The sequence below is a fragment of the Aeromonas sp. FDAARGOS 1415 genome, from assembly GCF_019048365.1.
Taxonomy (GTDB): Bacteria; Pseudomonadota; Gammaproteobacteria; order Enterobacterales; family Aeromonadaceae; genus Aeromonas; species Aeromonas taiwanensis.
Genome location: NZ_CP077363.1, coordinates 4,216,984 through 4,238,124, shown reverse-complemented (window position 1 = coordinate 4,238,124; position 21,141 = coordinate 4,216,984). Strand labels below are relative to the sequence as shown.

Sequence of the window (21,141 nt, the reverse complement as noted above, 5' to 3'; positions counted from 1 at the left end):
ACAGTGAAATAGAAGGAACTTCGGTATGATCACATTGCTTGTCCTGCTGGTGCTGGCGATAGCCGTAGTGCTCGGCGTACCCTCCATCCGTAAAAAGGTGGTGACCCGCCCGGTGTTTGGCATCTTCAAGAAGATACTGCCACCCCTGTCCGCCACCGAGCGGGAGGCCATGGAGGCCGGCTCCGTCTGGTGGGACGGGGAGCTGTTTCGCGGCAACCCGGACTGGAAAAAACTGCACGGCTACGGCAAGGCCGAGCTGAGCGCGGAGGAGCAGGCGTTCATCGACAACCAAGTCGAAACCCTGCTCGCCATGGTCGACGACTTCAAGATCGTCAACGAAACCAAAGACCTGCCGGAGCCGGTCTGGGACTATCTGAAGAAGGAAGGCTTCTTCTCCCTGATCATCCCGAAATCCTACGGTGGCCGCGAATTCTCCGCGATTGCCAACTCCACCATCGTCACCCGCATCGCCACCAAGAGTCTGAGCGTGGCGGTCACCGTCATGGTGCCGAACTCCTTAGGCCCGGGCGAGCTGCTGATGCATTACGGCACCCAGGCCCAGAAGGACTTCTGGCTGCCGGGGCTGGCCAACGGCAAGGAGGTCCCCTGCTTCGCCCTGACCGGTCCGGAAGCGGGTTCCGACGCCGGTGCCATCCCTGACAAGGGGATCGTCTGCAAGGGCATGCACAAGGGGGAGGAAGTGCTCGGCATTCGCCTCAACTGGAACAAGCGCTACATCACCCTGGCGCCGCGCGCCACCGTGCTGGGGCTGGCGTTCAAGCTGTATGACCCGGAAAAACTGCTGGGGGACAAGGAGGAGATCGGTATCACCTGTGCGCTGATCCCCACCAGTCACCCGGGCGTGCGTGTCGGCGATCGCCACTACCCCATGGGTCTGGCGTTCCTGAACGGCCCGACCTTCGGCAAGGACGTGTTCATTCCGCTCGACTGGATCATCGGTGGCCCGGATTACGCCGGTCGCGGCTGGCGCATGCTGGTCGAATGCCTCTCCGCCGGTCGTGGCATCTCGCTGCCTGCCCTCGGCACCGCCTGCGGCCACATGGCGAGCCGCACCGTGGGGGCCTACTCCTACGTGCGCAAGCAGTTCGGCATGTCCATCGGCAAGTTTGAAGGGGTGCAGGAGGCGCTGGCCCGCATTGGCGGCCTCACCTATCAGCTGGAAGGGGCCCGTCGCATGACCGCAGGCTCTCTGGATCTCGGTCAGGCGCCGGCCATCGTCACCGCCATCTCCAAGTACCACATGACCGAGATGGCCCGCCAGGTGATGGACGACTCCATGGACATCCACGCCGGTCGTGCCATCCAGCTGGGTCCGAAAAACTACACCGGCTACGCCTACATGGGCATTCCGGTGGCCATCACGGTGGAAGGGGCCAACATCCTGACCCGCAACCTGATGATCTTCGGCCAGGGGGCCACCCGCTGCCACCCGTACGTGTTTGCCGAGCTGGAAGCGGCGGCCGACACCGACGTGGAGCGCGGTCTCGAGAAGTTCGACGCCCTGCTGATGAAGCACATTGCCTTTGGCACCGGCAACTTCTTCGGCTCCTTGTTCCAGGGGCTGACCCTGGGCCAGTTCAACAGCGCCCCGGTGGCTGGTGAAACCGCCCGATACTACAAGCAGCTCTCCCGCATGAGCAAGGGGTTGGCGCTCTGTGCCGACGTCTCCATGCTGATGCTGGGTGGCGATCTCAAGCGCAAGGAGATGATCTCCGCCCGTCTGGGTGACGTGCTGAGCCACCTCTATCTCGCCTCCGCCACCCTCAAGCACTACGAGGATCAGGGCCGCATGGTCTCGGATCTGCCGTTCGTGCAGTACGCGGTGGAGCGCAACCTCTACCTGATTGGCAAGGCGTTCGAGGGCTTCTTCCAGAACTTCCCGAACAAGGTGGTGGGCGCCGTACTCAAGCGCGTGGTCTTCCCGTTCGGCGTGGGTTACAAGATGCCGTCCGATGACCGCTGCCACGCCATCTGCCTGGCCATGATGACACCGGGCGAGTTCCGCGACCGTCTGACCGCGCTTTGCTACGTTGGCAAGGACGAGGCGGATCCGGTCGGCCTGATGGAGCGCGCCTTCCAGGCCATGGTCGCCGTCCAGCCCATCGAGAAGAAGCTGGTGCAGGCCCAGAAGGAGGGTAGGCTGCCCCGCAAGATGGCACTAGCGGAACTGGTGGAGGCGGCCCTGTCCCAATCCATCCTTGGCAAGGAGGAGGCCGACAAGCTGCTGGCCGCCGATGCCCTGCGTTACGAGGCAATCCAGGTGGACAACTTCGCTCCTGGCGAGCTGGAGGGCTTGTCTCAACCGAACCCGGTTGTGCACGCTGCCTGATCCCGACAGTAAATGGAAAACCGGCCCAAGTGGCCGGTTTTTTTGTTGTTTAACCAGGCATTTACAACCTGGATTAATTCCAGTTTAATGCAATGGCCCCCACCCTTGGGGCAGGAAGCAAGGCCACTGGAATGGCCGATAACAACAACTCAGGAAGAGTGAATGAACCTCGCCAAAACGGCGATCGAACGCCCCATCTGGGTGGCGGTCTCGGTCGTGCTGATCTTTTTGCTGGGCCTGCTCAGCATCCGGGGGCTGCCTGTCCAGCTGTTCCCCGACATAGACCGTCCCCACCTCAACATCTCGGTGAGCTGGCGCTCCGCCTCGCCCCAGGAGATGGAGTCGGAGGTCACCGACCCGATCGAGCAGGAGATGCAGGGGGTGCAGGGGCTGAAAAGCATCGGCAGCAACAGCTACCCTGGCTTCACCGAGATCAACATGGAGTTCGCCCTCGGCACCGACATGCAGCGTGCCCAGCTCGACGTCATCTCGCGGCTGAACCGGGTCTCCGGCCTGCCGGACAACATCGACGGCCCCTACGTCAACAACTACAGCAGCAACGATACCCTCACCTTCTTCTTCATCCAGCAGCTGCCTGGCGCCAAGGGCTTGATCGACGATCATCAGGCGCTGATCGAGGCGCGGGTCAAGCCGGAGCTTGAGCGGATCCCCGGGGTCTCCACCGTGGAGGTAGAGGGGATCAACGAGCGTCAGATCCAGGTCCGCTTCGACCCCTACCGCGCCGCCGAGCTGGGGGTGGAGATCCCGGTATTGGCCAGCCGGGCCAGCACCGACTGGGACGTGTCGGCCGGCACCCTCGACATCGGCCGCTGGGAATACAAGCTGCGCTTCGCCGGTCGCTACGACGTGGAGACCCTGGGAGACAAGGTGGTGGACTGGCGCGACGGCCTGCCCATCTATCTGCGGGATGTGGCCGAGGTGCGACTGGCCCGGGAGGAGAACCCGGTGCTGCGCATCCAGAACGGCAACACCGCCATCGCGGCCCAGATCTTCAAGGAGAGCGGCGCCAACGCCCTGGCGGCGCTGGAGGCGATCAAGCTCAAGGTGGGCGAGCTCAACCGCGAGGTGCTGGAGCCGGTCGGCCTGCATATGGAGCAGTCGTTCGACGCCTCTCTCTACATCAACAGGGCGGTGAGCATGGTGACCGCCAACCTGGGGCTCGGCGTGCTGCTCTCCTGCGCCATCCTCTGGGTCTTTCTGCGCCGGCTCAAGGCGACCCTGATGATAGCGATCGCCATCCCCATCAGCATCATGCTCACCTTCTGTTTGCTCAAGGTGATGGGGCGCACTCTCAACGTCATCTCCCTGGCCGGCATCGCCTTTGCGGTGGGCATGGTGCTCGATGCCGCCATCGTGGTGCTGGAGAGCATCTACCGCCGCACCGAGCCGGGGGATATCAGCAAGTCGGAGGCGGCATTGGAGGGGACCAGCCGAGTGTGGACGGCGCTGGTGGCCTCCACCCTGACCACGGTCGCCATCTTCCTGCCGGTGCTGCTGCTCAACGACGTGGAGGGCCAGCTGTTTGCCGATCTCGCGTTGACCATCGCCTGCGCCGTGACCGTCTCCATGGTGGTGGCGGTCACCGTGCTGCCGGCGGTGGCGGCGCGCTGGATGGGACGCGAGAGGCTGATCGATCCTTACGACAAGCTGTGGCAGGGCACCACCCGTCACGTGATCCGCTGGACAGCGACGCCTCGCCGGCGCTGGGCCATCATCGCCCTGATGATGAGTCTGCCCGTGCTGGCGAGCTGGCTGCTGCTGCCCAAGATGAACTACCTGCCGGACGTGAAAAGGGATGCCATCGACGTCTGGATGACCTTCACCCCCGGGGTCAACCCCAAAGCCCAGCGAGAGGAGGTGTTAGATACCCTGATTGCCAGGCTGGATCCCTACATGAAGGGGGAGCAGGAGCCGGCCCTCAAGAACTATTACATCCTGCGCTACCCGGGAGGTGCCCAGATCGGGGTGCGTCCCAAGGACGAGACCCAGATCAAGGTGCTTGAGCGCCTGCTGATGGACAAGCTGTTCGCCAATATCCCGGACACCCGGGCCTTCGGCGGCCAGGGCTCCCTGTTTGGCGGCTTTGACAGCGAGAACAGCATCTCGTTGCTCATCCAGGGGGGCTCTCTGCCCGAGCTCTATCGGGCGGCCCGCGAGAGCATGGCCATCGTACAGAAAGACCTGCCTGGTTCCCAGGTCAGGCCGGATCCCGGCCTCGACTTCACTGCCCCGGAGTTGCGGCTGGTGCCGCAAGACAGGCGCCTCGCCGAGGTGGGCTGGGATCGCACCCCCATGCCTACCATTATCCAGACCTTCGGGGATGGCCTGCGGGTCGGCGAGTATTTCGACGGCGAAGACAGGCTGGACATCCTGCTGATGGGCCAGAGCTCGGCCAATCCGGATGAGCTCAGAGCCGTGCCGCTTGCGACCCCGTCCGGGCGTATCGTGCCGCTGGGCGAACTACTGCGGGTGGAGCACAGCCTGGGGCCGGAGAGCATCTTCCGGGCCGACGGGCGGCGCAGCATCCAGCTCTTTATCACGCCGCCGGACGGCATGAGCATGGAGCAGGTGCTGGAGATCCTGCAGCACAAGAGCTTCCCCGCCATCCGACCCATACTGCCGGCCGGCGGCGAGCTGCAGGTCGCCGGCAATGCCGACAGCCTGCAACAGGCGCTGGACAACCTAGGCAGCATCTTCCTGTTTGCCGTGATGATCCTGCTCATCCTGCTGTGGGGGGTCTTCGCCTCCATCAGGGATGCCGTGCTGGTGCTGCTGACTCTGCCTCTGGCCGCGGTCGGCGGCGTGCTGGCGCTGCGTCTGAGCGGCCTCCTGGTGCCGCTGCCGATGGACCTGCTGACCATCATCGGCTTCGTCATCCTGCTGGGGCTGGTGGTCAACAATGCCATCCTGCTGGTGCATCAGACCCGCACGGCGGAGCGGGAGGGGTTGAGTCGCCAGCTGGCGGTGGCCGATGCCCTGCAAAGCCGGATGCGCCCCATCGCCATGACCAGTCTCACCAGCATCTTTGGCATGTTGCCATTGATGCTGAGCCCGAGCGAGGGCAGCGAAATCTACCGGGGGCTGGCCACCGTCATCGTCGGCGGCATGAGTTGCAGCACCCTGTTTACCCTGATCCTGCTGCCCGCCTTCCTGCGGCTGGGCGAGCGGGCCGATGCACCGCAAGCCCTTCGGCAGCGGGCCTGAGCAAGGAGCTCATCGATGAGACAAATGTTTACAAGGATGGTAGTGGGCGCGCTTCTGCTGGCAGGCGGGGCACCCGCACTGGCACAGGGCAAGATGGTGACCCTGGCGGACGTGGCTCGGGGGGAGGCGGGCGCCAGCATCTGGGTCAGCGGCACGGTGGCGAGCCGCCAGCAGGCGGCGCTCAGCGCCGAGGTGAGCGGCCGGGTGGAGTGGATAGCCGAGTTCGGCAGCAAGGTGAAGGCGGGGGACGAGCTGCTGCGCCTGGACAGCGCGACCCTGCGACTCTCGCTGGAGCAGGCCAGGGCGGAGCAGGCCAGGGAGGGGAGCAACCTGCGTTACGCCCGGGCCGAGTTCCAGCGCCTCGATCGGTTGCACCAACAGAAGAGCGCCTCCCGGAGCCAGTATGACAAGGCCCGTTACGACGTGGAGCAGGCCGAGCTGGCAGAACAGCTGGCCCGGGTGCAGGTGCGCCAGATTGAGGAGCAACTGCGCAAGAGCCGCATCTTTGCGCCCTTCGATGGTGTGGTGAACGAGCACTTCATCCAGCCGGGTGAACATGTGGATGCAGGGGAACGGGCGTTGGAGCTGGTCAATCCGGAGCAGCCGGACATCCGGTTGCGGGCGCCCATCGCCTGGGCCCAGCAGCTGGAGGTGAATGCCCGGCTGCGGGTGGAGGGGGAGCAGCTCAGCAGCCACGGCGTCTATTACCAGCGGGCAGCCAGCGCCGATCCCAAGTCCCGCCTCATCGAACTGCGCCTCAAACCCGAGGCGGGCCGCTTTATCATCGGCTCGCCGGTGCGGGTGGCGCTGCCGCTGGGAGAGCAGCAGACCATGCTGTTGCCGCGGGATGCCCTGGTGCTTGGCACCGAGGGGAGCGTGGTCTACCAGGTCGAGCAGCAGGGCGAGGAGCTGAAGGTGAACCGGGTGCCGGTGACCGTGCTGTTTGGCGACAACCAGCAGGTGGCGGTCAGCGGCGCCCTCAAGCAGGGGGACAGGGTGGTGGTGCGCGGCGCCGGCAGCCTGCAGGACGGCGACAAGGTGGAACTCTTTCGCGGCTGAGGCGGCGGTCTCGCCATAAAAAACGGCTCCCGCGGGAGCCGTTTTTATTGCGGGCAGGAGAGGCGATTACTCGACCATCATCACCTTGCAGGTGTTGGTACTGCCGACGGTTTCCATCTTGTCGCCGTGGGTCAGCAACACCATGTCGCCGCTTTGCACCAGGCCCTTGGCCTTGAGGGCATCAAGCGCCTCGCGGCACACCTCGTAGACAGGCTTGGTCTCGTCGCCGTCAAACAGCACCGGCGTGACGCCGCGGTAGAGGTTGGCCCAGGCCAGGGTCTTGTTGTGGGGGGACATGGCGAAGATCGGCAGGCCGGAGCTGATGCGGGACATCAGCAGCGGGGTGGTGCCGGACTCGGTCAGTGCGACGATCGCCTTGACCCCTTCCAGGTGGTTGGCCGCATACATGGTGGACATGGCGACGGCTTCCTCCACCGAGGTGAAGGTGTAGCTCATGCGGTGGTTGGAGACGTTCAGGCTCGGGTGCTTCTCGGCCCCCACGCAGACGCTGGCCATGGAGGTCACGGTCTCGATGGGGAACTGACCGGCTGCGGTCTCGGCGGAGAGCATCACCGCATCGGTACCATCCAGTACGGCGTTGGCCACGTCCATGACTTCGGCACGGGTCGGCAGCGGCGCGTTGATCATGGACTCCATCATCTGGGTCGCGGTGATGACCACGCGATTCAGGCGGCGGGAGTGGCGAATGAGCTTCTTCTGCACGCCGACCAGCTCGGGGTCGCCGATCTCGACGCCCAGATCCCCACGGGCCACCATGACGGCGTCGGATCCGAGGATGATGTCTTCCATCGCCTCGTCACTGGCGACGGTCTCGGCGCGCTCGACCTTGGCCACGATCTTGGCGTTGGAGCCGGCTTCGCGGGCCAGTTCGCGGGCGTAGCGCAGGTCATCGCCGCTACGGGGGAAGGAGACGGCCAGGTAGTCCACGTTCATGCGGGCGGCGGTCTTGATGTCTTCCTTGTCCTTCTCGGTCAGGGCCGGAGCGGAGAGGCCGCCACCCTTCTTGTTGATGCCCTTGTTGTTGGACAGCGGACCAGCCACGGTCACCGTGGTGTGAATGCGGGTGCCTTCCACCTGCTCGACCTTCAGCTGCACGCGGCCGTCGTCCAGCAGCAGGATGTCGCCGGACACCACGTCGTTTGGCAGGCTCTTGTAGTCGATACCGACCTGCTCCTGGCAGCCTTCCCCTTTGCCGAGGGCAGCATCGAGGATGAACTTGTCGCCGATGGCGAGGTAGATCTTGCCATCCTTGAAGGTGGAAACACGGATCTTGGGGCCCTGCAGGTCGCCCATGATGGCGACGTGACGGCCCAGCTTGGCGGCGATGTCACGCACCTGGTTGGCGCGCTGGATATGATCTTCAGGAGTGCCGTGAGAGAAATTCATCCGTACCATATCGGCGCCGGCGCGAATGATCCCCTCGAGGATGCCGTCGCGATCGGTCGCCGGACCAAGTGTGGTGACAATCTTTGTACGTCTTGGCATGAAAGACTCCAATGTGAAGTTGATATGACTTGAAATACTGCCCCGTCAAGCGTGTGGCATGGCGCCTGCTCGCAGACCCTCTGGGTGGTCTTGTGTAATTGAATTTCGATACTACACCAAGCTTGGTGGCATAGACAGTCGGGGGCGGACCCCCGAATGATCAGGAGGAGTGCGGGGTATCAAAGCGGGATTCGCGCAAACCTTCTTTGACTTTCTTCAGGTTTTCGCGAAATTTCATGCCCCGGCGCAGGGTGAAGCCGGTGGCCAGCACGTCTACCAGGGCAAGCTGGGCAATGCGCGAGGCCATGGGCATGTAAACGTCGGTGTCTTCCGGCACATCCATGGAGAGTACCAGGTTGCACTCGCGGGCCAGGGGGGAGTCCTTGGCGGTCATGCCGATGACGGTGGCATCGTTTTCACGGGCCAGGGCGGCGATCTCCACCAGGGCCTTGGTGCGACCGGTGTGGGAGATGAGCACGACCACGTCCCCTTCGCTGCTGTTGATGCAGCTCATGCGCATCATGACGATGTCATCGAAGCTCACCACCGGGATGTTGAAGCGGAAGAACTTGTTCTGGGCATCCCGGGCGACGGCGGAAGAGGCGCCAAGGCCAAAGAAGCTGATCTTCTTGGACTGGGTCAGGATATCGACGCAGCGGTTGATGGCGGAGATGTCCAGGCTGTTCTTGGCGGCATCGAGGCAGGCCATGGTGGACTCGAAGATCTTGGCGGTGTAAGTGTCGGGGCCGTCTTCCGCTTCCACGTGGCGGTTCACATAGGGGGTGCCGTTGGCCAGGCTCTGGGCGAGGTGCAGCTTGAAGTCGGGAAAGCCCTTGGTATCGAGACGACGGCAGAAGCGATTGACGGTGGGTTCGCTGACATCCGCCAGCTTGGCCAGGGTAGCAATGCTGGAGTGAATGGCGGTCTGGGGGGATGCCAGGATCACTTCCGCCACCTTACGCTCTGATTTACTGAAACTTTCCAAATTGTTCGTAATTTTATCGAGGGTATTCATCATTACCACCAGGCATTTTTGTAATTTAACTTCAGTGTCTGTGCACTAAGTTCACAGCTCAAGCAGGTTTCCAATTTCGGTGAGGACTATACAAGACAAGCGCTTATCGGAACTAATCTCGTCAATACAAAGTATGACTCATGTCTAATTATTTCGAGTTTTTAGTTACTAACTTCCAGTTAGGCCTTGAAAACGCTTACAAATGTTGCAAAGCAACAACACTGTGAGCGGGCGCACAGTTGCATTCATAAAACGAGCCGCCAGCTGGTGGGGTCGAGTAGTATGACTGCCAAATAACAAGGTCGGGACGGTAAGGGCCGCCCCGAGTCGGTAACGAAGGAGTTTGTTATGCAGCATACCCATGCGCTGGTGGGCGATGTAGGCGGCACCAATGCCCGTCTGGCCCTCTGTGAGCTGGCGACGGGCGCCATTTCCCAGGCAAAAACCTATTCGGGCCTGGCCCATCCCAGCCTGGAGGCCGTGGTGCGCCTCTATCTGGAAGAGCACGATGCCAAGGTGGGCGAGGCCTGTATCGCCATCGCCTGCCCCATCAATGGCGACTGGGTGGCCATGACCAACCACAGCTGGGAGTTCTCCATCAGCGAGATGCAGGCCAACCTGGGCCTGGATCGCCTGCAAGTGATCAACGATTTCACCGCCGTCTCCATGGCTGTCCCGGTCCTCGCTGACGGGGATCGCATCCAGCTGGGCGGCGCCGAGCCGGTGGCTGGCAAGCCCATCGCCATCTATGGTGCCGGCACCGGTCTGGGGGTGGCTCATCTGGTGCAGGCTGGCGAACAGTGGTTGAGCCTGCCCGGCGAGGGGGGCCACGTGGACTTCGCCGCCAACACGGAAGAGGAGGATGCCGTGCTGCAGGTGATGCGTGGCGAGCTGGGGCATGTGTCGGCCGAGCGTTTCCTGTCGGGCCCGGGTCTGGTCAACCTCTACCGCGGCCTGGTGAAATCCGATGGCCGTGAGCCACAGGCGTTCGCCCCCAAAGACATCACCGAGCGGGCGCTGGCGGGAGACTGCCTGGATTGTCGCCGCACCTTGAGCCTGTTTTGCGTGCTGATGGGCCGCTTTGCCGGCAACCTGGCGCTCAACATGGGCACCTTTGGCGGCGTCTATATCGCCGGCGGCATAGTGCCGCGCTTCCAGGAGTTCTTCATCGGCTCGGGTTTCCGGGTGGCGTTCGAGGACAAGGGGCGCTTCAAGCCCTATCTCAAAGATATCCCCGTGTTTCTCATCACCCACGAAGGCCCGGGCCTGCTCGGTGCGGGCGCCTATCTGCGCCAGTCTCTCGGGTTTAGGCTCTGAGGCCGGGAATCGATGTCATGACGGTTAAGTCTTGGTTCAGTGACCCTGGCGTAGAGTGAACCCACGTACTCAAGAAGACAGGGTTTCACAGGGATTTGGAAGCTGTCTTCATCCGCTGGGTGCGCATTGTCACCTGACAAGCCTGAACTGTTTCACCGGCCCTCGCGGCCGGTTTTTTTATGTCTGTTGTGTCCGTCTGTCATGCGCTCTTCGAGAAGCGTCAGACCCGCCAGGGTGGGGCCACAGGGGCTAGCCCCTGTGTTCTCATGCCTCAGGGGATCTGGCCTGTGAGGGGGAGTATGGGCTTTGGCGCCAAAATGACGTCGTAGCGCAAGGCAAAAGGATGGGGCCAGGTGTCAGCCTTGCCCCGATCTGTCAGGGGAGGGAGATATGGAAGCGGGCACCGCCGAGGGGGGACTCATCCACCCGGATCTCGCCGCCGTAGCTGTGCACTATCTCGGTCACCACGGCGAGCCCTATCCCCTGGCCCGGGGAGCTGTCGGCTCTGACCCCGCGCTGGAAGATCTGCTGCGACTTGCCGGGGGCGATGCCGGGGCCGTCGTCCTCCACCACGATGAGCAGACCACGGCCCTGGCGGTTGACCCTGACCTGGATTTCGCTGATGGCGAACTTGCAGGCGTTGTCGAGCAGGTTGCCCATCAACTCCATCAGGTCGCCCTGTTCACCATGAAAGAAGACATCGTCATCGAACTGGAAACCCGTCTGCAGCTTCTTGTGGCGATATACCTTGGCGAGGCTGGCCAGCAGCTTTTCAATAAGGGGGACTGGCTCGGTTCCCTTGCTGGCAAGACGCTTGCGGCCCGTGACGGCACGGCGCAACTGGTACTGGATGATCTGATCCATGGTGGTTATCTGTTCACTGATGTTGTCATGGATCTCGTGGCCGAGTTTGAGCTCCTGGGCGGTGATCTGGATGAGTGCCAGCCGTGTCTTCAGACTGTGGGCGAGATCATTGAGGGCATGCTGGTAGCGCTGGGTCTGCTGGCGCTCGTTCTCCAGCAGTTGGTTGACCGATTCTGTCAGCGGTGTCAGCTCCCGCTCGTAGTCGCTGGACAACTCCTCCCGCGTGCCGGCGCGGATCTCGTCGATCTGCCGCGCCATGGTGCGCAGGGAGGAGAGGCTCCAGAAGCTGGTGAGCAGCAGCAGGGCGCCCAGCAGGCTGTAGGCAAGCAGGGCCTGGCGAATACAGCGGTAGAGGTAGTCGCGGGTCTGGGCCTGGTAACGCTTGGCGGAGTCGACCATCACCACGTAATAGGTGGTGGGGCCGTCACCGTGATTGCGCAGGAAGCGCAGGCTGTAGATGAAATAGCTCTCGCCATTTTTGATGGTGTGCAACTTGAAGAAGTAGTCCTGATCCAGGCCGCCAAGGTACCTCATCAGGTCCTGGCAGATGGTCTCCTTGATGGAGACCACCTCGGGCATGTGCAGGCTGGACCAGCTCAGCGCCCCGTCGGCGCGGCAGATCAGGGTGTCGAGATTGGGGTCGATGGCATCCGGGGTGAGGCTGCCGAGATCCGTGATGGCGTGGGGCTCAGGCTGCTTGGAGGAGAACAGCTTGGAGAGGTTCTCCTGCATACGGGCACTGGCCTTCTGGGCCTGCTCCTCGGTGTGGCCAAGGTAGAGGATATAGACCGAGAAGGCCATGATGAGCGCGATGACCAGCATGGCGCTCATCATCAGTTTGAGATGCAGCGAGCGGCGGATCAGTTTCATGGAGGTCAGCATGACGGGGCGTATCAACTGCAGGAGAGGTTGAAGATGTAACCTTGTCGGCGGATGGTGGAGATGGGTTGGATGCTCCCCTCCGGATCCAGCTTTTTGCGCAGTCGGCTCACCATGACCTCTATGGTGTTGGGATCCCCTTCACCATCCCCATAGAGCTGATCCAGCAGCTGCTGCTTGGAGACAACCTGACGGGCGTTGCGCATCAGGTACTCCAGGATCAGGTACTCGAAGCTGGTGAGGACGGTGACTTCGCCGGAAATGGTCAGCTCCTTGCGGGAGAGATCCAGTTCATAATCACCCGCTTTCACCCTGGGGGAGATGAAACCGGCGCTGCGCCGCACCAGGGCATTGAGACGGGCGAGCAGCTCGTCTTTCTGGAAGGGCTTGACCAAGTAGTCGTCCGCACCGGCTTCCAGGCCTTCCACCTTGTCCTGCCAGTTGCCCCGGGCGGTCAACACTATGATGGGGAAGGGGATCTGTTGCTCGCGCAGACGACTGATAAGCTGCAGGCCGTCCATGTCCGGCAGGCCGAGGTCAATGATGGCCACGTCAATGGGATAGTCGGCCGCGTAGTGCAGCGCCACCTGGGCATTGTCCGTGCTGTGAACCTGGTTCTGGGCCTCGGTCAGCAGCGTGGAGAGGTGGTGATTGAGCAGCTTGTCGTCTTCGACCAGTAGGATTTTCATAAGATGCATGATGATAAGGGTCCAGGCTGTCAATTAGAGGGTCAAGAAGAGGGCGAGTCAATCCGGATCCTACCTGGCCCCCCCTGTATCGGGACTGAATCGTGCCTGCCTTTATCCCCGTTCTTGATTTCGCCATGAGCATCAGAGTTAAGAGGCTCTCTTGAAGGTAGAGGATGGTTGTTTGCGTCTCTTTTGGATCTTGGTGGGCGTGGCGCGACCGTTCTGATCGCATGGGGGAGGGTGAGATCTCTCGGTTGACGCTGACTATGGGAAGGGGGTCTGCCGACAGAAGGTCATACGGATAGTAGTCCCACTAGATGACATGGCGTATTAACTATCTGAAATTAAATATGTTTATCATCAGCTTGGGATGAATTCTGACAACCTGAGACTGGTGGTGGCAATGAGGGCTGTGGTGAGGTGAGCGAGAGGAGGAGAGAAAGGAGTGTATTGAATCCTGATCTGCTAAGGTTTTTCCTCCTGTTTTGACTGTTCATCCCAGGGGAAAACGAGATAGAATCGGACCCAAAATCGGGTTTGGGGCACACGTTGCCCAAGATGTGAGCTATGCAGGCTGTCGGGCTGCCTGGATGTGCATATGATGCGACGACATTGTTAAACATCAATCAAAACAAGAAGCTGGAGGAGATGATGACCAACAGCGAGCACAATCAGGTTAAAGGCAGCATGTTGGGAGCTGTAACTCAAGGGCGGTAGCTTAGTCTTTTACCGGACTTAGGATTATATGTCCTTGCAATTTATGGCCATTGTGTGTACGCAAAACGCCCCCTGGTTTATGATGGAGCTTTAGTCGAACTTAGTTTGCTCGTATCCCCTCATTGGTTTAAAAGAAAATGGCCGCGCGTTTTTTCTACGTAAGAAGAATTAAATTCGTGTCTCGAACCAAGATTGAAGAATATATTTGTTTCACTTCATTATATTGTATCTAGGAACCTCTCAATGAAAATCCTTGTGACTGGCGGTGCCGGCTTTATCGGATCTGCTGTTGTTCGCCATATCATCCAGAATACTCAAGACGCAGTGGTCAACCTCGACAAACTCACCTATGCCGGTAATCTGGAGTCCTTGGCTGATGTATCGACAAACGATCGTTATGCGTTTGAGCAAGTGGATATCTGCAATCGTGCCGAGCTGGATCGGGTATTTGCCCTGCACCAGCCAGATGCCGTGATGCATCTGGCGGCCGAGAGCCACGTTGATCGCTCCATCACAGGCCCTGCCGATTTTATCGAAACCAATATCGTCGGCACCTATATGCTGCTGGAGGCGGCTCGCTCCTACTGGAACGGTCTGGACGAGGTACGCAAGGCGGCCTTCCGCTTCCACCATATCTCTACCGACGAGGTGTATGGCGACCTGCCTCATCCAGATGAAGTCGCTGTTGGTACAGCGTTGCCACTATTTACCGAAACTACGCCTTATGCCCCCAGCAGCCCCTATTCTGCCTCCAAGGCCTCAAGTGACCATCTAGTGCGCGCCTGGCGGCGTACTTACGGTCTGCCGACGATAGTCACCAATTGCTCCAACAACTACGGTCCCTTCCACTTCCCCGAGAAGCTGATCCCGCTGGTAATCCTCAACGCCCTGGATGGCAAGCCACTGCCGGTCTATGGCAAGGGCGACCAGATCCGTGACTGGCTCTATGTGGAAGACCATGCGCGCGCGCTTTACAAGGTGGTGACCACTGGCTTGGTTGGGGAGACTTACAACATCGGCGGTCACAACGAGAAGCAGAATCTGGAGGTGGTACATACCGTATGTGATTTGCTTGACGAAATGGTGCCGAAAGCGTGCTCTTACCGCGATCAAATCACCTACGTGGCGGATCGTCCCGGTCACGATCGCCGCTATGCCATCGATGCCAGCAAGATGAGTGCCGAGCTGGATTGGCAGCCAGAGGAGACTTTCGAGTCTGGCATTCGCAAAACCGTACAGTGGTATTTGGATAACCAGCAGTGGGTTGACAACGTTAAGAGCGGTACCTACCAATCCTGGATTGAAAAGAACTACGGGGATCGTGCCTGATGCATATTCTGCTGTTTGGAAAAAACGGGCAGCTAGGTTGGGAATTACAGCGTTCTCTTACTCCACTCGGAAAATTAACTGCGCTGAGTCATGATTCTAAAGATTATTGTGGTGATTTTTTGAACCCTCAAGGGTTGATTGAGACGATAAATACACTAAAGCCTGATGTTATTGTCAATGCCACAGGCTACACCGCTGTAGATCTTGCTGAAAAAGAGCAGAATATAGCCATGAAAATCAATTCGGAGAGTGTCGAAGTTCTAGCTAAAGAAGCTAATAAGTTAGGCTCTTTACTGGTCCATTATTCAACCGATTATGTATTTGATGGTAGTGGTGAACAACCATGGCATGAAGCAGATAATCCTTCCCCAGTTAATTTCTATGGAAAAACCAAGTTATCTGGTGAGCAAGCGGTGCAAAAGCATTGTGGTAGACATATTATATTCCGTTCTAGTTGGATTTATTCAACACATGGCGATAACTTTATCAATACCATTCTTCGCCTTGGCTTAGAACGAGAAACAATCTCCATTGTTAATGATCAGTTTGGTGCTCCTACTGGTGCTGATTTGTTAGCTGACTGCACTGCACATACAATTAAATTGGTTTTAGAAGATATCTCAAAGTGTGGTTTATATCATGTGGCTGCTAGCGGAGTTACCAGTTGGTATGAATATGCTTTGTTTATATTCGATTTTGCTAAGAAAAAAAATAAAAAAATCCTACTAAAGGAAATAAGAGCAGTTCCATCGGCATCATTTGTTCGTGAGGCTATAAGGCCTATGAACTCAAGATTCAACACTGAGAAATTTCAACGTGAATTTAATCTTGTTTTACCAGAATGGAAAATTGGTGTGGGGCGAATGTTAACTGAGCTCATGGCTAAATAAAACTAAATCAACAATAGGTTATGTAAATATGAAGAAGCGTAAAGGTATTATATTAGCTGGTGGCTCTGGCACTCGTCTCTATCCGGTCACCATGGCGGTGAGCAAGCAGTTGCTGCCTATCTATGACAAGCCTATGATTTACTATCCGCTCAGTACCCTGATGCTAGCCGGTATTCGTGATATTTTGATCATCAGTACGCCGCAAGATACACCCCGCTTTGAGCAACTGCTGGGTGATGGCAGCCAGTGGGGTCTGAACTTGCAATACAAGGTGCAGCCAAGCCCGGATGGATTGGCACAAGCCTTCATTCTGGGTGAAGATTTTATCGGTTCTAACCCCTGTGCGCTGGTACTGGGTGACAATATTTTCTACGGTCACGACCTGCAAAAACAGCTGGAGTCGGCTGCGACCAAAGAGAGCGGCGCCACCGTCTTTGCCTATCATGTGCATGACCCTGAGCGTTATGGGGTGGTGGAATTTGATAAACAAGGCACCGCGATTTCACTGGAAGAGAAGCCACTGGAGCCCAAGAGTAACTATGCTGTTACCGGCCTCTATTTCTACGACAACAGCGTAGTCGAGATCGCCAAGGGCCTGAAGCCATCACCCCGTGGTGAGCTGGAGATCACCGATGTGAACCGTATCTATCTGGAGCAAGGCAATCTGTCGGTGGCGATGATGGGCCGTGGTTATGCCTGGCTTGATACCGGTACCCATGAAAGTTTGATTGAAGCGAGTAACTTTATTCAAACCATTGAAACTCGCCAAGGTTTGAAAGTAGCTTGCCCCGAAGAAATTTCATATCGCAAAGGCTTTATCAATGCCGGGCAAGTAAAATCACTGGCTGCACCATTAGCAAAAAATGCTTATGGCCAATATTTGCTAAAAATGCTGTCGAAAAATAATTAAAATTGAATGATTTATTTATAGCATATGGATAGGGTATGAATTTTATTAAAACAGCAATTCCTGACGTATTAATCATTGAACCAAAAGTTTTTGGCGATGCGCGCGGCTTTTTTTATGAAAGCTTTAGCCAAAAGTTATTTGATGATGCGGTCGGCCACAATATTAATTTTGTGCAAGATAATCATTCAAAATCTTCAAAAGGGGTATTGCGCGGTTTGCATTATCAATTAGCTCCGCGCGCCCAAGGCAAGTTAGTGCGTTGTGTTGCGGGTGAAGTGTTTGATGTTGCCGTTGATATTAGAAAAGACTCGGCCACTTTTGGGCAATGGGTTGGCGTTGTGTTATCCGCAGAAAACAAGCGTCAGTTATGGATCCCTGAAGGCTTTGCCCATGGCTTTGTCACATTAAGTGAAACTGCTGAGTTTCTGTATAAAACCACCAATTATTATTCGCCAGAGCATGATCGTGGTGTTATTTGGAACGATCCAACGATCAATATTAAATGGCCTGAAATGGGTGAATTCCTCTTATCAGACAAAGATAAAAAGCAAAAGTCATTGCTTGAAGCCGAGTTGTTTTAAGTCAAAAAACACTTCATCGTTAACTCAGCGGACGTATATTTTTTATGAAAAGAATTGCATTTTATTTGTTTTATGACAAAAATGGTATTGTTGATAAGTATATTTACTTTAAATTAAAGGAATTAAGAAAAAGTGTTGATGAAATTTTCTTTATCTCTAACTCAATAATTAAATACAATGAAAGAGCTAAACTAGAGCAAGTCGTTGATACCGTTTACTGCCGAGAGAATGTCGGTTTCGATGTTTGGGGATATAAGGAAGCCATGGAGATCTATGGTGCAGAGAAGTTAAGGCAGTTTGATGAATTAATTTTATTGAACTACACCTTCTTTGGCCCAATTTTCCCATTCGAAGAAATGTTCGAATGGTCAAAGGCTCAGCAGGTAGATTTCTGGGGCATAAGTGATCATAAAGAGGTGATTCCAAATCCATTTACTGGGGATAGTATTTTACCTCGCCATATTCAATCGCATTTTATCGCGGTCAGAAAGAATATGTTTTCCAGTATAGAATTTGAACAATACTGGAAAAGCATGCCGATGATCTATACATACACTGATTCTATCGTAAACCACGAATCAAAATTCACACAGCATTTTAGTGATAAGGGTTTTGGTTATGCTGTCTATGTGAATTCTGAAGATTATCCATCAAGCTATGCTACTTTCAACGATGTTTGTCAAACACTTGAAAATCGCTCGCCGATCTTAAAAAGAAGGCCATTTTTCCATGATCCATTATGGATTGATCGCAACGCAATTGATCTTCGCCGTGCTTTAGATATTGTTAAAGAAAAATCAAATTACAATGTGGATTTGATTTATGACAATCTGTTGCGTACCACCAAGCCAAAAGACCTTGCGACAAATATCGATCTATTAAAGATTTTTGATACAGCGAAAGCGGTTGAAATCAATAAGCCAGTAAAAATTGCGGCAGTTTTGCATGTTTACTACGCTGACATGATTGAAGAAATGATGCATTATATTGAGAACATTCCGGTACCTTATGATTTGTTCATTTCTACAGCTTCAGATAAAAGCAAAAAAGAAATTGAAGTATATTTAAAAAATAATAAAAACAAAGCCCAAAAAATTGAAGTCCGCGTGGTTGAGCAAAACCGTGGCCGTGACATCGCTTCATTGCTGCTCACCATGAAAGATGTGGGTTTAAGCGAAGAATATGATTATATTTGCCGATTGCATTCAAAAAAATCACCGCAAAATGATGCAACTCAAGCTGAACATTTCAAGCATCAAATGTATGATAACTTAGTGCTTAATGAAGCTTATGTATCTAAGTTAATTAATTTCTTAAATAATAATCCCAAAGTCGGTTTCTTAGCACCCTCTATGGTGCACATTGGCTATCCAACGTTAGGGCACACTTGGTTTACTAATCGCGAATTAGCAACTACCATGGCTAAGAAATTAGACATCAATGTACCATTTGATGATTTTTCTCCCTTTGCGGCCTATGGCACCATGTTCTGGTTCAGACCCAAAGCGCTGAAAAAGCTGTTCAATTATGACTGGAAATGGACCGATTTTAATCCAGAGCCGGGTCATAATGATGGTTCATTAGCCCACGTTATCGAGCGCTTATTTATCTATGTTGCTCATTCTGATGGTTATCTTGGCTATAACATAATGTCGTCTGATATGGCTGAGAAAAACTATACCAAGTTAGAATATAAAGCGCAGCGTATAATGAGTAACCTGCATAATGGCTTAGTGCAAGATCAGGTTTTCCATTTACAGCATTTAAGATATATGTCCAATGCTTCTGCAGCTGCGATAAATAGTTCGAGTATCAAAGCCAGTGTCCGAGCACTATTTTTTGCTTGTGCTCGTTCTATTCAATTCCGCTTCCCAAGAGTCGGCCGTTTATTAAAACGTGTTTATCTTAAAGTAAAACATAGCTTAGGAATGTAATATGAAAATTGCTATTACGGGCGCAAATGGATTTATTGGCCGGCGAGTGGCTGCACAATTAATGAAAGAAGGTCATCAGGTGGTCTCATTTATTTTACCTGAAGAGCAGCCTCATCCATTTATTGAGTCTTCTATTGTTGTTAAAGCGAATATCTTTGCATTAGAGCAGGAGGATCTGAACGATTATTTATCCGGCTGTGATGCGTTACTGCATTTAGCATGGAAGGCGGGTTTCAATCATCATGCACCTTCGCATATCAATGATGTATTAGAGCACTACAATTTTATTGCCAAAGCGGTGGCGGCTAATGTGCCCTTTATCTCCATTGCGGGCACGATGCATGAAATTGGATATCATGTTGGCCCTGTTAATAACAGTACGCCATGTAATCCTATCAACCCTTATGGCATTGCGAAAAACTTTTTACGTCAAGCGATTGCCGATATGGCGGTGAAAAATAAGTTCCAATTCCAGTGGTTGCGCTTTTATTACATCACAGGTGACGATGCCTTTAATAACTCCATTTTCAGTAAGATCTTAGATGCTGAAAAACGTGGAGAGGCTACGTTCCCGCTAAACAGTGGTGAAATGCTCTATGACTTCATTGATATTAACGAGTTAGGTGCACAGATCTCTAGAAGAATTACCTCTGGCAAAGCGGGAGTGTTTAACTGCTCAAGTGGCAAGCCTGTTAGTTTAAGAACCAAGGTCGAGAGCTTTATAAAAGATAACAACCTGAAGATTAAGCCAGAGTACAACGTATTCCCTGCTCGTCCATATGATTCTATGGCGATTTGGGGCGAACAATAATTAAATTTGAGTTTTTAATATGAATAAAAGAGAGATACATCTTGATGTGATCAGGATTTTTGCTTGCTTGGCGGTAATCTTATTTCATTATAATGTTTATTTGTTGTATGCAGATCCTGCAACTGAAAGAATTGGTGAGATAAGCTATTTAAACCAAACCGTAGGTGATATTGCTATCTCTCTTTTTATTATTCTTTCTGGCTTGGCTTTAACCATCTCCCAGGGACATGGTCAAACCGACTTTAACTATATTGATTTTTATAAAAGAAGATTTTTAGGGATATTCCCATCATTTTGGATTTCTTATCTTGTGGTGGCCGCGGTGTTTCTGTTAGTTGGTCAATCATTTGGTGATGGGCAGTGGTGGAAGCTCCTGTTATCTTTAATTGGCTTGGATGGTTTTTTCCTATACCGTATGCAAAACTACTATCTAGTAGGTGAGTGGTACACCGGATATATGCTAATTACTTATTTGCTTTATCCCTTTGTGAAAATTTTTTTTGATAAAGCACCACTTTACTGTTGGATGCTAGTATTAGTATTATTTATTTCTCTTAATGCTGTTTATAATAAATTGTTTGAAGTTTATATCAATTGCAATCCGATTATGCGATTACCAGAAATATTATTTGGTATAACCTTTGCGACTTATATTAATGGCAGTCGAATAAAAGAGATTAGCTTGGCAGTTATCTCACTATTAGTAGTATTGTTCTCATCATATCTACATAAAGTTTTACCACCACAAATATATATGTTTGTGGTCGGTGTTTCTATTTTTTCTATCTTGTCATTAGTATTATCGTTCATCAGATGTAATGATTTCATCTCTAACATTATTATGAGAATTTCTGGTTTAACGTTCCTTGCATTTTTATTTCACCATCAAATAATTTATGCTGCATTTAGATATTTTGATTATAGAACATTGGATTTACAACAAAAATATGCACTATTTGTTTTCTGCGTTTTGGCTAGTTTCTATGTAGCTAAAGAGGTCGCGCCTTTAGTTAATAAATTTAGCCGTTTGCTGAAATCGAGAATGATCAAAAACGCATAAATTTT

General features: G+C 54.5%; 15 protein-coding genes. 11 read left to right on the top strand and 4 right to left on the bottom strand.

Features of this window, described 5'->3' with window-relative positions:
* Nucleotides 1–25 precede the first annotated feature (25 nt).
* From I6L45_RS19575 to I6L45_RS19565, 3 genes are all read left to right on the top strand, one after another.
* Nucleotides 26–2,350 (top strand): acyl-CoA dehydrogenase, encoded by a 2,325-nt coding sequence (locus I6L45_RS19575; protein WP_210550332.1) that lies wholly within the window; start codon nucleotides 26–28, stop codon nucleotides 2,348–2,350.
* A gap of 162 nt (nucleotides 2,351–2,512) precedes the next feature.
* Nucleotides 2,513–5,575 carry an efflux RND transporter permease subunit gene (locus I6L45_RS19570; RefSeq protein WP_216983025.1) on the top strand — a complete coding sequence of 1,021 codons (3,063 nt, stop codon included), beginning with the start codon at nucleotides 2,513–2,515 and terminating at the stop codon, nucleotides 5,573–5,575.
* Between the two features lie 15 nt (nucleotides 5,576–5,590).
* Nucleotides 5,591–6,634: an efflux RND transporter periplasmic adaptor subunit gene (locus tag I6L45_RS19565; protein WP_216983024.1), complete on the top strand. Its 1,044-nt coding sequence runs from the start codon at nucleotides 5,591–5,593 to the stop codon at nucleotides 6,632–6,634.
* 66 nt (nucleotides 6,635–6,700) lie between these two features.
* On the opposite strand, the gene pyk is transcribed toward I6L45_RS19565, so the two are convergent.
* Both pyk and I6L45_RS19555 read right to left on the bottom strand, forming a co-directional pair.
* Nucleotides 6,701–8,140, bottom strand: coding sequence for a pyruvate kinase (pyk, locus tag I6L45_RS19560; RefSeq protein ID WP_043759326.1), 1,440 nt, complete (start codon nucleotides 8,138–8,140; stop codon nucleotides 6,701–6,703).
* A 160-nt stretch (nucleotides 8,141–8,300) separates the two neighbouring features.
* Nucleotides 8,301–9,155 carry a MurR/RpiR family transcriptional regulator gene (locus I6L45_RS19555; RefSeq protein WP_029314760.1) on the bottom strand — a complete coding sequence of 285 codons (855 nt, stop codon included), beginning with the start codon at nucleotides 9,153–9,155 and terminating at the stop codon, nucleotides 8,301–8,303.
* A gap of 348 nt (nucleotides 9,156–9,503) precedes the next feature.
* Between I6L45_RS19555 and glk the strand changes: the two genes are divergently transcribed.
* Nucleotides 9,504–10,472 carry a glucokinase gene (glk, locus tag I6L45_RS19550; protein ID WP_216983023.1) on the top strand — a complete coding sequence of 323 codons (969 nt, stop codon included), beginning with the start codon at nucleotides 9,504–9,506 and terminating at the stop codon, nucleotides 10,470–10,472.
* 375 nt (nucleotides 10,473–10,847) lie between these two features.
* Here the strand turns inward: glk and I6L45_RS19545 are convergent, their stop codons facing one another.
* Nucleotides 10,848–12,206, bottom strand: coding sequence for an ATP-binding protein (locus I6L45_RS19545; RefSeq protein WP_134695095.1), 1,359 nt, complete (start codon nucleotides 12,204–12,206; stop codon nucleotides 10,848–10,850).
* Between the two features lie 23 nt (nucleotides 12,207–12,229).
* On the bottom strand, nucleotides 12,230–12,904 hold the full coding sequence (locus I6L45_RS19540) for a response regulator (protein ID WP_167576612.1): 675 nt from the start codon (nucleotides 12,902–12,904) through the stop codon (nucleotides 12,230–12,232).
* 960 nt (nucleotides 12,905–13,864) lie between these two features.
* Between I6L45_RS19540 and rfbB the strand changes: the two genes are divergently transcribed.
* The 7 genes from rfbB to I6L45_RS19505 are packed head-to-tail and all read left to right on the top strand — an operon-like array spanning nucleotide 13,865 to nucleotide 21,136.
* On the top strand, nucleotides 13,865–14,950 hold the full coding sequence (rfbB, locus tag I6L45_RS19535) for a dTDP-glucose 4,6-dehydratase (protein ID WP_216983022.1): 1,086 nt from the start codon (nucleotides 13,865–13,867) through the stop codon (nucleotides 14,948–14,950).
* Complete coding sequence (gene rfbD / locus I6L45_RS19530; protein ID WP_216983021.1) at nucleotides 14,950–15,840, top strand: dTDP-4-dehydrorhamnose reductase; 891 nt, start codon at nucleotides 14,950–14,952, stop codon at nucleotides 15,838–15,840. The genes rfbB and rfbD overlap by 1 nt, the downstream gene beginning before the upstream one ends.
* Before the next feature lie 28 nt (nucleotides 15,841–15,868).
* Complete coding sequence (rfbA, locus tag I6L45_RS19525; protein ID WP_216983020.1) at nucleotides 15,869–16,750, top strand: glucose-1-phosphate thymidylyltransferase RfbA; 882 nt, start codon at nucleotides 15,869–15,871, stop codon at nucleotides 16,748–16,750.
* A gap of 35 nt (nucleotides 16,751–16,785) precedes the next feature.
* On the top strand, nucleotides 16,786–17,331 hold the full coding sequence (rfbC, locus tag I6L45_RS19520; RefSeq protein ID WP_216983019.1) for a dTDP-4-dehydrorhamnose 3,5-epimerase: 546 nt from the start codon (nucleotides 16,786–16,788) through the stop codon (nucleotides 17,329–17,331).
* A 44-nt stretch (nucleotides 17,332–17,375) separates the two neighbouring features.
* Nucleotides 17,376–19,265, top strand: a complete 1,890-nt coding sequence (locus I6L45_RS19515; RefSeq protein ID WP_216983018.1) for a rhamnan synthesis F family protein — start codon at nucleotides 17,376–17,378, stop codon at nucleotides 19,263–19,265.
* Between the two features lies 1 nt (nucleotide 19,266).
* Nucleotides 19,267–20,076 carry an NAD(P)-dependent oxidoreductase gene (locus I6L45_RS19510; protein WP_216983017.1) on the top strand — a complete coding sequence of 270 codons (810 nt, stop codon included), beginning with the start codon at nucleotides 19,267–19,269 and terminating at the stop codon, nucleotides 20,074–20,076.
* A gap of 19 nt (nucleotides 20,077–20,095) precedes the next feature.
* Nucleotides 20,096–21,136, top strand: coding sequence for an acyltransferase (locus tag I6L45_RS19505; RefSeq protein ID WP_216983016.1), 1,041 nt, complete (start codon nucleotides 20,096–20,098; stop codon nucleotides 21,134–21,136).
* Nucleotides 21,137–21,141: the final 5 nt, after the last annotated feature.

Excerpts from the sequence above, each read along its gene's own strand:
- I6L45_RS19575 (WP_210550332.1), top strand. The coding sequence starts at position 26 with ATGATCACATTGCTTGTCCTGCTGGTGCTGGCGATAGCCGTAGTGCTC.
- I6L45_RS19570 (WP_216983025.1), top strand. The coding sequence starts at position 2,513 with ATGAACCTCGCCAAAACGGCGATCGAACGCCCCATCTGGGTGGCGGTC.
- I6L45_RS19565 (WP_216983024.1), top strand. The coding sequence starts at position 5,591 with ATGAGACAAATGTTTACAAGGATGGTAGTGGGCGCGCTTCTGCTGGCA.
- pyk (WP_043759326.1), bottom strand. The coding sequence starts at position 8,140 with ATGCCAAGACGTACAAAGATTGTCACCACACTTGGTCCGGCGACCGAT.
- I6L45_RS19555 (WP_029314760.1), bottom strand. The coding sequence starts at position 9,155 with ATGAATACCCTCGATAAAATTACGAACAATTTGGAAAGTTTCAGTAAA.
- glk (WP_216983023.1), top strand. The coding sequence starts at position 9,504 with ATGCAGCATACCCATGCGCTGGTGGGCGATGTAGGCGGCACCAATGCC.
- I6L45_RS19545 (WP_134695095.1), bottom strand. The coding sequence starts at position 12,206 with ATGAAACTGATCCGCCGCTCGCTGCATCTCAAACTGATGATGAGCGCC.
- I6L45_RS19540 (WP_167576612.1), bottom strand. The coding sequence starts at position 12,904 with ATGAAAATCCTACTGGTCGAAGACGACAAGCTGCTCAATCACCACCTC.
- rfbB (WP_216983022.1), top strand. The coding sequence starts at position 13,865 with ATGAAAATCCTTGTGACTGGCGGTGCCGGCTTTATCGGATCTGCTGTT.
- rfbD (WP_216983021.1), top strand. The coding sequence starts at position 14,950 with ATGCATATTCTGCTGTTTGGAAAAAACGGGCAGCTAGGTTGGGAATTA.
- rfbA (WP_216983020.1), top strand. The coding sequence starts at position 15,869 with ATGAAGAAGCGTAAAGGTATTATATTAGCTGGTGGCTCTGGCACTCGT.
- rfbC (WP_216983019.1), top strand. The coding sequence starts at position 16,786 with ATGAATTTTATTAAAACAGCAATTCCTGACGTATTAATCATTGAACCA.
- I6L45_RS19515 (WP_216983018.1), top strand. The coding sequence starts at position 17,376 with ATGAAAAGAATTGCATTTTATTTGTTTTATGACAAAAATGGTATTGTT.
- I6L45_RS19510 (WP_216983017.1), top strand. The coding sequence starts at position 19,267 with ATGAAAATTGCTATTACGGGCGCAAATGGATTTATTGGCCGGCGAGTG.
- I6L45_RS19505 (WP_216983016.1), top strand. The coding sequence starts at position 20,096 with ATGAATAAAAGAGAGATACATCTTGATGTGATCAGGATTTTTGCTTGC.